This is a genomic window from Helicobacter enhydrae (genome assembly GCF_001693335.1).
Lineage (GTDB): Bacteria > Campylobacterota > Campylobacteria > Campylobacterales > Helicobacteraceae > Helicobacter_G > Helicobacter_G enhydrae.
Genome location: NZ_CP016503.1, coordinates 753,842 through 768,578, shown reverse-complemented (window position 1 = coordinate 768,578; position 14,737 = coordinate 753,842). Strand labels below are relative to the sequence as shown.

Annotated in this window: 11 protein-coding genes; 4 read left to right on the top strand and 7 right to left on the bottom strand. The window is 40.8% G+C overall.

Annotation, left to right across the window (positions count from 1 at the left end):
• Positions 1-36: 36 nt before the first annotated feature.
• Positions 37-366: a hypothetical protein gene (locus BBW65_RS03535; RefSeq protein ID WP_066339790.1), complete on the bottom strand. Its 330-nt coding sequence runs from the start codon at positions 364-366 to the stop codon at positions 37-39.
• Between the two features lie 473 nt (positions 367-839).
• On the opposite strand from BBW65_RS03535, the gene dnaJ reads away from it, so the two are divergent.
• On the top strand, positions 840-1,955 hold the full coding sequence (gene dnaJ / locus BBW65_RS03530; RefSeq protein WP_066339788.1) for a molecular chaperone DnaJ: 1,116 nt from the start codon (positions 840-842) through the stop codon (positions 1,953-1,955).
• An 8-nt stretch (positions 1,956-1,963) separates the two neighbouring features.
• Here the strand turns inward: dnaJ and BBW65_RS03525 are convergent, their stop codons facing one another.
• Positions 1,964-3,670, bottom strand: a complete 1,707-nt coding sequence (locus tag BBW65_RS03525; protein WP_083986036.1) for a cation:proton antiporter — start codon at positions 3,668-3,670, stop codon at positions 1,964-1,966.
• Between the two features lie 173 nt (positions 3,671-3,843).
• Here BBW65_RS03525 and BBW65_RS07865 point away from each other — a divergent pair, with 173 nt between their 5' ends.
• Together BBW65_RS07865 and BBW65_RS08085 are read left to right on the top strand one after the other, a co-directional pair.
• Positions 3,844-4,062 carry a hypothetical protein gene (locus tag BBW65_RS07865; RefSeq protein WP_199919478.1) on the top strand — a complete coding sequence of 73 codons (219 nt, stop codon included), beginning with the start codon at positions 3,844-3,846 and terminating at the stop codon, positions 4,060-4,062.
• Between the two features lie 898 nt (positions 4,063-4,960).
• Entirely contained in the window at positions 4,961-5,089 is a 129-nt protein-coding gene (locus tag BBW65_RS08085; protein WP_267886406.1) for a hypothetical protein, read from the top strand.
• 1,085 nt (positions 5,090-6,174) lie between these two features.
• Here BBW65_RS08085 and BBW65_RS03505 read toward each other — a convergent pair.
• A complete protein-coding gene (locus BBW65_RS03505; RefSeq protein ID WP_199919477.1) occupies positions 6,175-6,333 on the bottom strand; it encodes a hypothetical protein in 159 nt (52 codons plus the stop codon).
• A 99-nt stretch (positions 6,334-6,432) separates the two neighbouring features.
• On the opposite strand from BBW65_RS03505, the gene recR reads away from it, so the two are divergent.
• A complete protein-coding gene (gene recR, locus BBW65_RS03500; protein WP_066339777.1) occupies positions 6,433-7,008 on the top strand; it encodes a recombination mediator RecR in 576 nt (191 codons plus the stop codon).
• Here recR and BBW65_RS03495 read toward each other — a convergent pair.
• The 4 genes from BBW65_RS03495 to BBW65_RS03475 form a co-directional block, all read right to left on the bottom strand.
• Positions 7,005-7,982, bottom strand: coding sequence for a tRNA dihydrouridine synthase (locus BBW65_RS03495; protein ID WP_407645235.1), 978 nt, complete (start codon positions 7,980-7,982; stop codon positions 7,005-7,007). The two genes, recR and BBW65_RS03495, sit on opposite strands and share 4 nt — an antisense overlap.
• 1 nt (position 7,983) lies before the next feature.
• Positions 7,984-9,180 carry a carboxynorspermidine decarboxylase gene (nspC, locus tag BBW65_RS03490; protein ID WP_407645234.1) on the bottom strand — a complete coding sequence of 399 codons (1,197 nt, stop codon included), beginning with the start codon at positions 9,178-9,180 and terminating at the stop codon, positions 7,984-7,986.
• Positions 9,181-9,193: 13 nt separating this feature from the next.
• Complete coding sequence (locus BBW65_RS03485; RefSeq protein WP_066339766.1) at positions 9,194-10,156, bottom strand: chemotaxis protein; 963 nt, start codon at positions 10,154-10,156, stop codon at positions 9,194-9,196.
• Between the two features lie 263 nt (positions 10,157-10,419).
• Complete coding sequence (locus BBW65_RS03475) at positions 10,420-14,502, bottom strand: autotransporter outer membrane beta-barrel domain-containing protein (RefSeq protein ID WP_083986034.1); 4,083 nt, start codon at positions 14,500-14,502, stop codon at positions 10,420-10,422.
• Between the last annotated feature and the right edge of the window lie 235 nt (positions 14,503-14,737).

Genomic DNA, 14,737 nt, shown 5'->3' with positions numbered 1-14,737 from the left:
TCTCGCAAAGCCCTAGTGGTGTGGGGCATTGATAGATCAAGAGATGGTATCTGTGATTTTTTGGAGCAGTTTTCTGCCGATAGAGCTTTCATCTTTGTTTTGCAGACATTGCGTGAGTAGTTCATCTTGCTTATCGCGTCTCAAATATCTGAAATTTTTGTAGGCAAAAAGAGAATAATCTTTGACAATCAGAACATTTTGTTGATTGAGTAGATACAAAGAGCCATAGACGCTATCTACATCATCATCTTTTGTATAAAATTGGGCAAAAACAGCCCCTCTCGCCTTTTTGCCCAAACTTGTCCAAAAAACATTTCTTTTTTCTGTGATTTTGATTGTTTGATTGAGAAATTTTATGCTTTGCATTGAGTGTCCCATTATTGAAATTGCTTTATACAGAACTATATTTTCATTTTTATGCAAATGGTTGGTGTTACAAAGTTTATCATCTTTGATGTTTTGTATTTCTTAAAGATTGCAAACCATGTTGGCGTGTTTGGCGTAGCAGAAGCGTGACTTTGGGTGTTTGGGCTTGGTTTCAATCTTTGGGAAGTGTGTTGCAAGGCTCGTTAAATCAGCCAACAAATCAAGAATCCTCAAAAAGCATCGCCCCCCCCAAACCAATCCCAAAACATTGGCAAACAGCATTTGACAATAAGATTCTAGAAATAACTTGATTTGATCATCCCAAATGGGAGGGAGATGCTTGATTGGGTTTGCCAAACGATTATCCAAGCAAACGATGACAAAAAGTATCAAAGCCGATTGGACTTTTGCACACTTTGGAGTTTGGTTTGATAGAATTTCAATTTTTACAAGTTTAACACAAGGGCATCACTTTGGAAGATTTTGACTATTATGAAATATTGGAGTTGAGCAAAACCGCCTCCCAAGAACAAATCAAAAAAGCTTTTAGGAGAAAGGCGATGCAGTATCACCCAGATCGCAACCCCGATAATCCTCAAGCAGAAGAGCAATTCAAAAAAATCAATGAAGCCTATGAAGTCCTAAGCGATGAAGAAAAACGCGGGATCTATGATACTTATGGCAAAGCAGGTTTGCAGGGTGGAGGACGAGGTGCAGGGGGATTTGAGGGCTTTGGAGATATATTTGGAGATATATTTGGCGATTTTTTTGGTGGGGGCAAAAGCACAAGGAGACAAAGAGACGCTCTCAAATTTGCACTTGATTTTGCAATCGATCTAGAGCTAGAGTTCAAAGAGGCGATTTTTGGGTGCAAAAAAGAGATCTCTCTCTCATACAAAATCGCTTGCAAGACTTGCAGTGGCAGTGGTGCAAGCAAAAAAAACACCTGCCCACAATGTCAAGGGCATGGGCAGATTGGAATCAGACAAGGCTTTATGACTTTTGCACAGACTTGCCCACAATGTCAAGGCAGTGGTGAAGTGGTATCAGAACAATGCCCAGATTGCAAAGGCAATGGCTATGAGGCACACCAAGAAACTTTTGAAATCAAAATCCCAGAGGGCGTGGATAATGGCAACCAAATCCGCGTCGCACATCACGGAAACCAAGACAAAAATGGCAGTCGTGGGGATTTGTATGTGCGTTTGTATGTCAAAGATGATGAGCATTTCATCCGCGATGGAGAAAATCTCTATGTCGAAGTGCCTGTTTTTTTTACTTCAATCATTTTGGGTGCAACGATCAAAATCCCCTCTCCTCGCAAAGAGCTAGAGCTTGAAATCCCCTCTGCTTCCAAAGATGTCAAGCCTTTCATTTTCAAAGGCTGCGGTGTCAAAAGTCTAAGAGGTGGCGGATATGGCGATCTAATCGCACAAATCAAAACCATCTACCCCACCAAACTCAACAAAGAGCAAAAAGAACTTCTAGAAAAACTGCACCAAAGTTTTGGCGAACACAGCCAACCCCACAAAAGTATGCTAGAACAAGCCTGTCAAAAAGTCAAAGACTGGTTCAAAGAGTTCAAATAAACCCAAGCCTATTCTTTGGGTTTGTCATCGCAAAGCTCCAATGCCCGACACGCAAGGATTTTGGCAATCTCTTTTTTCTCATTGATGATCAAATCAAGATCCAAGCCCTCCAAATCGTATTCTTCTGATTCTGTGGAAACTTTGGCAATTACGCGACAATTTGGTGCTTTTTGCAAAATGATTTCACAGATGTTTTGCAAGTGGCTTGTGTGATCGATCGCCACGATGACTGCGACACTTTTTTGCAGATTGAGTTGCTCTAGGATACTCTTTTGTGCGATATTCCCAAAAATCACATTGTCCCCCGCACTGATCCCTTGCTCAACCTTGCTTAGATTGTAATCTATGGCAATATATTTCACATTGTTTTCTTTCAGATACGCCACCGTGGCTTGTCCAAAGTTGCCATATCCACAGACGACGATGTGGTCCTCTATCTTTGTTGGCATTTGCACGGCTACTTCCTGATGAGATTCTTGGGCGATTTTTTTGGGCAAGAAAACATCTGCGATGGCACGCAGATTTTTCAGAATAAAAGGGGTGGCAATCATTGACAAAATCGCCATCAAAGTCAAAACCTGCTGCAATGAATCTACAGAAAAATCTTCAGACAAAAGTTTGTAATGGATACAAAGCTGCAGCAATGGATTGTCGGTATCAAAAGAAATGATATTGTGCGTCCTTGCAAGTAAAAAGATAGCAAAAGAAAACTCCCCAATCTGACAAAGAGACAAAGCGGTTTTGAGAGACATTTTGGCACTACGCCTAAAAACCCTCAAAATCGCAAAAATAACCCCGATTTTTAGCAACATCACAAGGAGCAAAAACATCCCGATGATAAAAAAATGTTGCATCAAAAATTCCACATTGACTTGCATTCCCACAGTGACAAAAAACAATCCCAAAAAAATATCACGGAAATGTGCCAAATCCGCTTCTACCTGATATTTGTATCTAGAGCTTGAGATCACCATTCCTGCCACAAATGCTCCCAAAGAATGAGAAAAACCAAAACGCTCACTCAAAAGCGAAGCACCCAACACAATAAAAAGCACTGTCCCCACAAAAATCTCATCCATTTGTGTGTCTGCAGCAAATTTCAAAATACGCGTCGCCATAAACTTGCCGGGGACAAACAAAATGAAAAGCACCACAATCGCAGAAATCAAAGTCTGAGAGACCATTGGCAAAAATTCTTGATCTTGATTCCCAAGCATTGACACCATCAGCAAAATAGGAATCACTGCAATATCTTGCATAATCAAAATGCCCAACGCATTTTTGGCATACTCTCTGCCCATCGTTTTGCTCTCCTCAAAGCTCTTGAGGACAATCGCTGTAGAGGACAAAGAAAAAGCACTTGCGATCACAGAGGAAGTCGTCGCTCCCATTTTGAACACAAAAAAACAAATGCAAAAAAACAGCACAGAAGTCAAGCACACTTGCAACGCCCCAAAAAACAAAACCTCTTGTTTCATCGATTTGATTCGTGTGAAGCTAAACTCTAGCCCAATCATAAACATCAAAAACACGATCCCTAATTCTGCGATTTCATTCAGTTCCCCCAATTCACTCATTGTGTGCAAATCAAACACATACACAATAATCGTCCCTGTGACAATGTAGCCGATGATGACAGGGATGTCGATCCTTTTGAAAACGATATTGATCAAAACTGCGATTCCTAACGCCAACACTCCGATTGCAAAACCCATTTACTTCCTTCATTTGTATTTTTCCAAAGCACACTTATACCAAAATCACCAAATCCAAACAACACAAAATATCAAGATATTTGCAAGTGCGACAAATGGTGGGATGGGATATGTGCTCAAAATATTTTAGATTATATCTCAAAAAAATATCCCAAAATTCAAGAGAGGAGATTGTGTTTGGCATTGCACAAGTCTCAATGCCTTTGGTGCGTTTCTCAAATGAGTTTTTAGAATCCTTTGCAATCTTTGCCAAAACCCTAAAAACCCAAAACCCCACTATTTCATACAATCACGGCAAACCGCTGACCAAACTAACCTTGTGGAAGCCAAAGGATTCTAGAATTGACAAAAGTGCGGTTTTGCAAAACGCTGTTCGCTGTCTCTCTTTTTGATTCTTGCTTTTTCAGAAGCACACTTTTGAGGGATTCTAGAATCTCTTAGTTTCTTTTTTTTGGAGTTGGATTGAGAGGCTCTATATTCTTTGGTGATTCTTTTGGTTGTTGAATCTTGGATTGAGTGAAGCACACTTTCTAATCACCAAATCCAACTTTGCTTTTTCTCTATAAGGGGGACAAGGGGGTTTATTGCGAGGCACCCCCCTTATCCCCCTTAAAATCCCCCAAACCCCCTGCCCGCTTTTTTGTGTGTTACCCACATTAGTTTGATTTTGTTTTGATTCTTTGGTGTTTCAGATTTGTTTTTTGGTTTAATTCTAGATTCTTGGAATCTTTGAAATCTTTTTGAAAAACTTTGATTCTAGATTTTTATATTTCTTTACTAATCATTAGATTCTTGTTGCAATCTTTTAAAACTCTAAAAAACACAAAACCCTCACTATTTCATATAAGGCAATGCAAACCGCTTCCCAAACCAACCTTGTAGAACCAAAAAAGATTCCAAGTCAATGTAATCTTGAACGAGCCTTGCTAATGCAATGCTGGGGTTATGGGGGTTGTTAAGGGGGATAAGGGGAACGCTGCTATAAGTTCCCCTTGACCCCCTTAAGAGAGATCCTAGGGGATTCTAGAATTGTATAAAGGGTACTTTGCTCAAGCCAACTTGAAAAGAAAGAATTCAAGCCGAGCCTGAAACACCAAAAGCCGTGCTTTCCCCAAAGCAACTCAAAGAAAAAGAATCCCAAGAGATTCTAGAATCACTAGAAAACATTTCCCCAAGCCAAACTTCACAAGAAAAACACCAAGCCAAGCTTGAAAAATTAGAAAATGTGGTTTAGCAAAACAAACTTCAAAAAAGAGAATCCAAAAGATTCTAGAAACACCAAAAAGAAGTATGAGGGAACAAGCAATGCAAAAACTGCGTAAGAAAATTTACAAGGGGGAGAGAGGCATTGGGAATAATCCCAAACTCAATCTAGCCTCCATTTATGGACTTTCTTCCTTGTATAGTTTGCTGTGTTGAAGAATCAATCAAAACTTTGGCTAGATTGAGTATAATGCCTCTTGTTATGTTTTTATAATTGAGCGATTAGCTCAAGAAAAGCTTTCACTAGCTCGGCTAAAGCTAGTAGAAGCCTTATGATGAGAATAAATATATCCATCACCACCACCTCCTTTCACAAGGAAGCGTCCTTCTCCAACACAAATATGATTATACAAAATCAAAACTTCAAAAACACACAAACCCTACTAAGTCATCAAAGCAATGAAAACCGCTGACCAAACCAACCTTGTAGAACCTCAAAGGATTCCAATGTAATCTAATTCTTTTATCGAGATTACTTTCGCCAAAGCACACTTCTTAGTCGCCAATTCCCACTTTGCTTTTTCTCTATAAGGGGGACAAGGGGGTTTATTGCGAGGCACCCCCCTTATCCCCCTTAAAATCCCCCAAACCCCCTGCCCGCTTTTTGTGTGACAACCCAACGATAGAGTGCAATATTTGAGTTTGATTCTTGTTTGTTGTGAAGTTGCATGGTGTGGGATAAACTTACAAGGAGAGGCAGGAGAATCTCCACCCAATCTAGCCTCCATTTATGGACTTACTTCCTTGTATAGTTTGCTGTGCTGAAGAATCAATCAAAACTTTAGCTAGATTGAGTATAATGCCTCTTGTTATGTTTTTATAATTGAGCGATTAGCTCAAGGATAGCTCTCATTAGCTCTAGCAAAGCTAGTAAGAGCCTTATGATGAGAATAAATATATCCATCACCACCACCTCCTTTCACAAGGAAGCGTCCTTCTCCAACACAAATGTGATTATACAAAACCAAAACTTCAAAAACACACAAACCCTACTAAGTCATCAAAGCAATGAAAACCGCTGACCAAACCAACCTTGTAGAACCTCAAAGGATTCCAAGTCAATGTAATCTTGAACGAGCCTTGCTAATGCAATGCTGGGGTTATGGGGGTTGTTAAGGGGGATAAGGGGAACGCTGCTATAAGTTCCCCTTGATCCCCTTAAGAAAAACACCAAGCCAAGCTTGAGAAACTATAAAATGTTATTTTGCAAAACCAAGCAAAAAAGAGAATCCCAAGAGATTCTAGAATTGTATAAAGGGTGGTTTTGCAAAAGCAACTTCAAAAATAAACCCCAAAGATTCTAGAATCACCAAAAGAACATAGCTCCCGCAAGCCAAACCCAAAAAACAGAATCCAAAAGTTTCAAGCATTGCCACAAAACTCATTTTGCAAAACATCATTTGCCAGCATTTTTTTTGCGATTGGATTCTTTGCTTAAGTAAGCCGATGCACTGCGACAAAGTGCATCTCCCAACTTGCTTATGTGATAAAATTCAAGAATGATTAAATATAGATTAGAAACTTTTCAAACTTTGGTAGAAACACTAGAGCAGATCCCAACCATTGGCAGAAAGACAGCAGAAAAAATCGCCTACACTCTAAGTGTCGAGGACAAAAAGCTCGCCCAGTCTATCGCTTCTGCGATTATGGGGGCAGCCAATCACATCAGAAAATGCCAAACTTGCCAAGGGCTGAGCGAAAACGAAGAATGCGGAATCTGTATAGACACAGAGCGTGATAATGGGGAGTTGTGTATCGTGCAACACGCTAGAGATATTGGGATAGTGGAGAGTGTGGGGTTTTTTAAGGGCAAATATTTTGTTTTGGAAAATCTAGATGAAGTGGATTTTGAGAAGCTTCAGAGGCGGATTCAAGATTGTGGGATTTGTGAAGTGATTTTTAGCTTCCCACCCTCACTTTCTAATGACGCTTTGATGCTGTTTGTGGAGGATCGTTTGAGTGCTTGTCAGCTCTCTTTTAGCAAAATCGCACAGGGGATTCCTACAGGAATCGCTTTGGATCATATCGATCATCTCTCTTTGATGAGGGCGTTTCAGGGTCGGATAAAGATCTAGATACTTTTTTGATTGAGATGGACGATGTCGGGAATGGGAGCAATGGAGCTAGAGCCAAAAAAATCAATGATACTTTGACGCATCTCTCTGGGGTCTTTGAGGCTATTGACAAGATCTCGATATTGACTAGCTTGGGCTTCCCCTTTGGCATAAGCGTGGAGATTTTTTCTAAACATCACGCACCCATATTCTCCATAAAACTCCAACATCAAATCAAAATGTTGCAAGACAAGATCTTGCTTGAGTAGATTTGGGAGTTCTTGCGTTTGGTTTTTGATTTGCCAAAAAATCCAAGGGTTGTTGAGTGCGGCGCGTCCGATCATCACGCCATTTGCCCCAGTGTATTCGCGGACGGCTTTGGCTTGGGCGGGTGTCGTGATTTCTCCATTGGCGATCACAGGCACTTTGATGATTTGCTTCATCTGCCTAATGCTTTCATAATCGATCCGTTCTTTTTTGTATCCATCGCTACGCGTCCTCCCGTGGATGACACAGAAATCCACTCCGCTATCATTGATCGCGTGGGCAATTTCGATGGGGATTTTGCGATCATAGCCCAAACGCACTTTGACACTTGAGTAGGCTTTGTTGCTTTTGTCTTTGATGAGGCGTAGGCAGGACACCATTTGATCGAGATTTTTGAGCAAACCACTTCCATTGCCGTGGTTTGAAACTTTGGGGGCAGGGCAACCACAATTGAAATCGATCACATCGATCCCATCGGTTTGATTGAGCAATGCAACGGCTTTTTCCAAGACTTCGAGTTTGGAGCCAGAGATTTGCACGGAGTAGGGGGTTTCAAAGGGGGATTTTTGAATCATTTTGAGAGTTTTGGCACTTTGGTAGGCGAGTGCGTGGGAGCTAATCATTTCGCTCACCGTGAGATCTACGCCAAATTTTTTGACTACAGAGCGGAAGGGCAAATCCGTAAATCCCGCAAGTGGTGCGAGTATGAGGAGATTATCAAAATGCAGTTTAGCCATTGCGTTGCTCATAATAAGAATAATCAAAGGATTTGAGGAGTTTGAACTCCCCATTTTGTCGGATAGTGCCAAGTGCGGGCAGTGGCACGCCATTGAAAGTCGTGTTTTTGACAATGGTGTAGTGAATCATATCTTTGAAAATGATTCTATCTCCGATTTCTAGTGGGCTATCAAAGCTAAAATCCCCCATTACATCGCCAGAGAGGCAAGTGGGTCCCCCAAGTCTGTATCTGTATCTCCCCACATCGCTTCCCAAATCATCCTCTAGTCCAGAGGAGCTAAGCTTGCTAATCATAGGGCGATAGGGCATTTCAAGGCAGTCGGGCATATGTGCAGAGGCAGACACATCCAAAATCGCGATCTCTCCGTCATTGCAAACAATATCAACCACCTCGCCGAGCAAAAACCCGCACTCCCACCCCACAGCTTCACCGGGCTCTAGAAAAATCTCTGTGCCAAATTCAGCCCTCATTTCTTGCACGAGTTGGATGAGCAAAGGGAGATCGTAGCCTTGTTTGGTGATATGGTGCCCTCCACCTAGATTGATCCATCGCATTTGGTGGAGATAGGTGCTGAAGTGGTGTTTGATGTGGGCGATTGTCCTCTCCAAGACATCGCTATTTTGTTCGCAATGTGTGTGGAAGTGCAAACCGCTAATCCCCTCCAGTCCGTATTTTGCTACGCCTTCTTGAAAAGCTTCAGGCGTGATCCCTAGTCTTGATTTGGGGGCACAGGGATTGTAAATCATCGGAGAAACTTCGCTATACAAGGGATTGAGTCGCAATCCTATTTGGATGGGGTGTTGGGCATTTTGATTGTGTGCGGTGATGAGTGGGCGAAATCTTTGCCATTGGGCAAAAGAGTTGAAGATAAGATGTGTCGCCATTGGCAGGAGTGCAAGGATCTCACTTTCTTTGTATGCAGGGGAAAAGACGCAAACCTCTTTGCCATCGCCATAGGAGCCAAATCTCTCATATCCCAATCGTGCCTCATATTCTCCGCTTGCAGTCGTTCCGCACAAGTAGGGTTTGAGCAAATCAAAGCTTTGCCAAAAAGCAAAGCCTTTGAGTGCGATGAGGACTTTTGCACCGCTTTTGTTTTGGAGGTCTTGGAGGATTTGTGCGTTTTTGAGTAGTTTGTCCTCCTCTAGCACATAGCAGGGGGAGGGGATGTGTCTGAGTGTTTGAATATTCATCGAGTTTCTAAAATTCTTGATTGCACAAAAATTGTTTGATGATTTCTTGGATTTCTTTGGGGTTGGATTTGGAGATGAATCCATTGGCATCAAGGGACATCGCCATATCTTCATTGCTACTTCCACTCATTGAAGAATTCACTACCACAGGGATATGAGCGGTGTTAGGATTGTTTTTGACTTGCTTAATGACTTCAAACCCACTTGTTTCAGGCATTTCCAAATCGGTGATGATGAGTCCGATGTCATCGATATTTGTCCGTTCATCAAAGAGATAATTGAGCAAAGTTTTGCCATTATAAAAATCTCTGTGACGGATACCGAGCTTGTTGAGGATCGTTTGCATTGTTTTGAGAACCACAGGGCTATCATCTGCAAGTAGAATGGTTTTGGAAACTTTGAGATTGTCAAGCGAATCAAGCTCTTTGGCTTTGTCAAGCTCAATCCAAGGGAAAACATCAATGAGCATTTTTTCAATATCCACAACTTGCACCAAACGCCCATCAAAATATTGCGTTTTGCTCACAAGTTTGCCATTTCCTGCATCGCTATTAAATCCAATCCCTTGTTCGATCTCTTCCCATTTTTTGTTGAGAATGCGATCGGCTTGGTAGATTCTTACGCCAATTGTCCAGCGTGAAAACTCACAAATCATAATGATTTCTTCGTTGCGATTTTCTGTGATTGCATAATGATCGAGATTTTTCTCAGGTTCATTGGAATTGTAGTAGAACCATTTTTTCATATCAATGAGGGGGATTGTCATATCTCTAATGGTGATCAGCCCCTCAATCAGGGAGTTTTTCTCATAGGTGATTTTTGTAATGTCCCCTGTATATTTGACAATTTCACGGATTTTGAAGACATTGATCGCATAAATATCTCCAGCTTGTTCCAAGAAAAAACATAGTAGTTGCAACTCATTGTTTTTGTGTAAGTTTGTCACTTGGACGATATTTGATAGGTTCATCGCAAATTCCCAAATTGGCATATAAAAATAGAGAATTCTAGCACACTTTGTAGCAATAGATGTTTGTTGAGGTTTGAAAATTTGTAAGAATCAGATTCCCTACCCCAAAGGGTAGAAGATGATTCTAAAGAATCTAAATGAAAACAGCACAATATTTCTCTGTAGGAGCATTCTAAGGGGCATTTGACACCAAATGCCCCACCAAAGGCTCTCTCCAAAGTTAGTTTTACCCCTTTTGTTATGATCCCCCCCTTATTACCCCCTTATTTCTTCTCTACTCCTTTTGGAGCTTCAGTATTTCCTACTCTCAAAGGAGCAGTGGTTTGTGCTTTTGCATTCTCAATGCTTGTTTTCTCTCCAAAGCTATATCTAGCTCCTAGATTGAATTGGAGTTGTGTCCTTAGTTTGTCTCCAAAGCTTTTCTCTACATCCACATAGACTCTAGTGGATTGATTAAGCTCTAGATTGCTTCCTACATTTAAGACCACTCTACCATTGGAAGCAAACTCAGGATTGTAAGCTTTTGTTGTGCTTGTCGTGAGTTTATTAGATCCTCCTGTGACAAGATCATATTCATAGAATGTTCCAACATAAAGAGAGATGTTTTTGTCTTGTTCTACAATCTTTTTACCAAAACTAGCTCCTAGTCTAGTTCTAGCCAAAAACACACTCTCTTGGAGTGCTTTGAGTTGATTGCCTTTACCACTTCTAGTTTTCATCTTGGTGGTGAAGTCAGATTGATTGAGATAACCTAAGCTTAACTCTAATTGTGGATCAATGAAATAATCTTGTTGTTCTCCTAGAATGAAACGATAACCCACTTCATTGGAGAGAGTGAATCCTAGATTGTTTGCAGTGTTGTTGTGATCACTACTATTGCTCAAAGAAAAATCAGAAGTGATATAGCTGAGTTTAGCAATTGTGTCATTATAAAGACCTACATTGCTCACATAAGAATTATAAAGAGCAATTTCATATCCACTTGATTGGATATTGGAGAGATAGATAGTATTGATACCACTCACATTGATTGCATTGCTAGCTTGAGTGGCTTTGTTGCTCTCACCCTTAGAGTGCATATAAGAGAATGCAAGTCCTATGTAGTTTTTGGCACCCTCTGTTTCTAGTGCATAATCATATCCTCCTTGAGCAGTCACATAGCTTGTGCGTGCTCCTAATCCAAAGTTAGATTCTTGGAGTCCTCCAAACACTCTAGCCCATACTCCTTGAGTGTAAGGATTATCTCTAAGTTCTCCCATTCGTTTGTTAAGAGAATTGAGGTTTGCAATGTATAAATCATAATTGATAGAGAGAGCAGAAGTGAGAGCTTGTTGGGTGGTATTATCCACTCCTAGACTGATTGCTTTGCCTAGGAAGTAGGTGGTGTAGGTATTGTTGCTAGCAGTGCTATCAACTTTGCCATTTGCTCCATTGACTTTGCCATTTGCATCTGTGGCTACTTTGACGAATTCGACTTGAATCTTTTCTCCACCATTGATTGTTTCAATGGAGGTGAATGTGGCTAGGGCGTCATTGACATTATTGCTATCATCTCTATTTTTTATGGTAGCGACGGCAATGTTGTGTTCTGTCTCTGTGCCACCACTTGAATATTTGATACTTGAAGTTTGGCTAGGATCGATAGCAACGGCAATCTGTTCTTTGAGAGCAGTGTTGCCTTGATTGTTGTTTCCTACACTCAAGATGACAACACGATCAGAATAGGCGTGTCCGTAAGTGCCACCACTTGCTCCTACATCCACTCCTCCGATTTTGCTACCTGTTTGTGTTGCTTCAGTATCCACAGAGACAACAAAGGTGAGGTTGCTTGAAGAGAGTCCTACACTTTGTGAATCTGCTTGGTTTGTTTTTCCAATCTCTAGGAGGTTGAAGTTGTGGGGTGTTCCTAGTGTGGCTTGGGCATTGCTTGAGAGATTGAGGGTGGAGTTGGCACCAGTGGCAGAAATGGTGGTGATTTGATTCTTTTTTCCTTGCAATGTGAGGGTGGAGTTGCCGTTAAAAGCAATGTTTGTCACACCTGAATTACTTGTTTCAATCGCTTGTTCTATGGTTGCATTGGCACCATTTTTAAGATTGAAAGTTGTGGTGGCGTTTGCACCATTTGTTGTGATAGTGCTAGTATCACCCCCAACCGCCTTACTCACTCTTGAATCCCCTGCATTGAAATTGAACTCTATATTTCCTGAAGTGTTTTCAATGTTGTTTTTGAGCTTGAGGGTGGTTATCGCTCCATTGCCTGATGTTGGAGATTGGAAGTTAAAAATGGTTTGGGCAGAATCACTAGCTTGTGTGATACTATTGTTTCCACCCTGAGCAGTTGCTTTTTGATTTGTAATGCTTCCTTGCACTTCTACACTTTTGCCATTGGCAATGTTGAATTCTGTGGTGTTTTTATTGTCTATATTTGCTCCACCTTGAGTAAAGATATTGCCTTTAATCGTTGTGTTATCACCATTCACATTAAAGGTAAGTTTGGCATACTGATCACCATTATTACACCCTACGATGATATTTCCCATCCCACTTACATCACCACCACTTTTGACATCAAGCTCTCCATTATTACCATTGAAGTTGAAAGTCATTCCATTTTTGCTACTTCCCCCTCCTCCAACTTCTATTCCAACATTGCTAATCACACTACCATTAGCTCCATTGGTGCCGTTGCCTTTGATCTCGATCTTGTTGTTATCTCCATTGAGGCTGAATGTTGTTTCTGTGGCATTCCAAGCGTGCATTACTCCCTTTAATAAAGTAAGCTTAGTGTCTGATCCTTCAAGACTGAATGTATTGCTACCACTTCCATTAGTAATATGTGAGGTGGTAACGATAGAATATCCTCCACTTGCTGTGCCGTCGCCTTGGATCCCACTTGCACCGATTGTGCTAGCCCCACTGATAAAAATGTGATTGCTTCCGCCAGCACTTGCGTAGATTCCATTTGTAACCTCTAGATTCTCTATAAAGATTCCATTTGTTCCCCCTACATCAGTAGCGGTTTTGATAGTTCCAGCAGTGAGTGTGCCTTTGGCAATGTGTGCTTTTGCATACTCAGAATCAGCAAATTTGCTTTCGTCAATGCTTATTGTCAAATCTTTGGCAGTGTCACCATTTATAAGTGTCAAAAAGCCCTTGCCGATGAAATTGCGTCCATTAGAACTTCTTGCTTCGATTGTATTGATGTTAAGAGTATTTGTTTCGGTTGCTTCAAGGCTGATGATATTGCTACGATTGCTAAATGTATACTCTGATACTTTTAAATTATCAAGATAGAGAGTGGCTTGTTTTTTGAATTGAATGAGATTATGTGCTTCAGAGGCACCAGGTTTCCAAGCAACAGCGTGTGCGATAATACTCATACGATTATTATTTTCTCCGATTTGTCCCTTGTTCTCAAAAAGGATTCTATTAACAGCATTGTGTTTTTTTTCTCCAAAATCCCCCCAGTTATATCCCGCTTCGGCTAAAATTTGTCCATTTGGTTTTTTGATGGAGTTGATAGCATTAGGATCGCTTACTTGTTCTTTGAAAGTGATATTAACATCACCACTAGAACCTTCTCCTGATGTTCCATTTGATGCTCTATAAAATCCATAATTCTTAATCTCTCCCTCAATGTTTCCATTTCCCCCTTTGAAAATAAAATGTTGTCCTCCATCTACTATTTGTGCTGTTAAATCCCCTTTTAAACTTGCTCCATTGTCAAAGGTAAAATTTGATTTAATTTTTGTGTAGATATTGACACCAGGCTGTCGTTGGGCAGTGATATTGATATTTCCCTCCATATCACCTTTGAAAGTGGCTTCTACTTTATCATTAGTAAATTCTCCAGCCTTGATTTCAATATTTCCTTTGAGGGCTGTTCCTAGTGTGCTTCTACTGCTTCCTGTTACGCCTTCAAAATTTAGAGTAGTTTTGCGAGAAAAATCTCCACCATAAAATTGCCCAAAATCAATCGTGAGAGTGCCGGTGCCGTCATTTTTCAATAGAAGTCCCTTGCCCACATTGGTAAGCTTGAATTGTGCATTTGCTCCACCTAGCTTGAGGGTGGATCCCGTCAAAGTGGGCGTTGCAAGAGGGTCTTTTTGAAATTGGAGAGTTAGGCTATCAAGAGTTGTGCTTCCATTTTTAAAAAGCTGATTGAAAGCTGGAGGCGTGGTTCCTGCCTTGATTTCCACCACATCGGTTTGTTGGAAACCTGTGCCATCTGTGCTATAGCAAATCGCACTGCCACTAGGACAAGGTCCAGTTGCTCCACTTGCCACGCTCACACTGAGAGCCAATGCCAACGAAGTGGCGATGAGGGGTTTGTAAGATTTCATCATACCCCCCCCCCCACAGAGATTTTTCGCTTATTTTGTGCTGAATTTTTCATTTAAAACACTCCTTAAAATACTGGATAAAGATTGAGATATTTTGTGTATCCAAAATATCAAGCCTTAAGATTATATAAACAAGAAAGCTTATTATATGTTAAATATTATTAACATTAGTAAAATATTTATTATTTTGTGCAATCTGCCAAATGTCCTCTGATACCCCAACTTTTTGCGTGTTTTG

Excerpts from the sequence above, each read along its gene's own strand:
- BBW65_RS03535 (WP_066339790.1), bottom strand. The coding sequence starts at position 366 with ATGCAAAGCATAAAATTTCTCAATCAAACAATCAAAATCACAGAAAAA.
- BBW65_RS03525 (WP_083986036.1), bottom strand. The coding sequence starts at position 3,670 with ATGGGTTTTGCAATCGGAGTGTTGGCGTTAGGAATCGCAGTTTTGATC.
- BBW65_RS08085 (WP_267886406.1), top strand. The coding sequence starts at position 4,961 with ATGAGGGAACAAGCAATGCAAAAACTGCGTAAGAAAATTTACAAGGGG.
- BBW65_RS03505 (WP_199919477.1), bottom strand. The coding sequence starts at position 6,333 with ATGATGTTTTGCAAAATGAGTTTTGTGGCAATGCTTGAAACTTTTGGA.
- recR (WP_066339777.1), top strand. The coding sequence starts at position 6,433 with ATGATTAAATATAGATTAGAAACTTTTCAAACTTTGGTAGAAACACTA.
- BBW65_RS03485 (WP_066339766.1), bottom strand. The coding sequence starts at position 10,156 with ATGAACCTATCAAATATCGTCCAAGTGACAAACTTACACAAAAACAAT.
- BBW65_RS03475 (WP_083986034.1), bottom strand. The coding sequence starts at position 14,502 with ATGATGAAATCTTACAAACCCCTCATCGCCACTTCGTTGGCATTGGCT.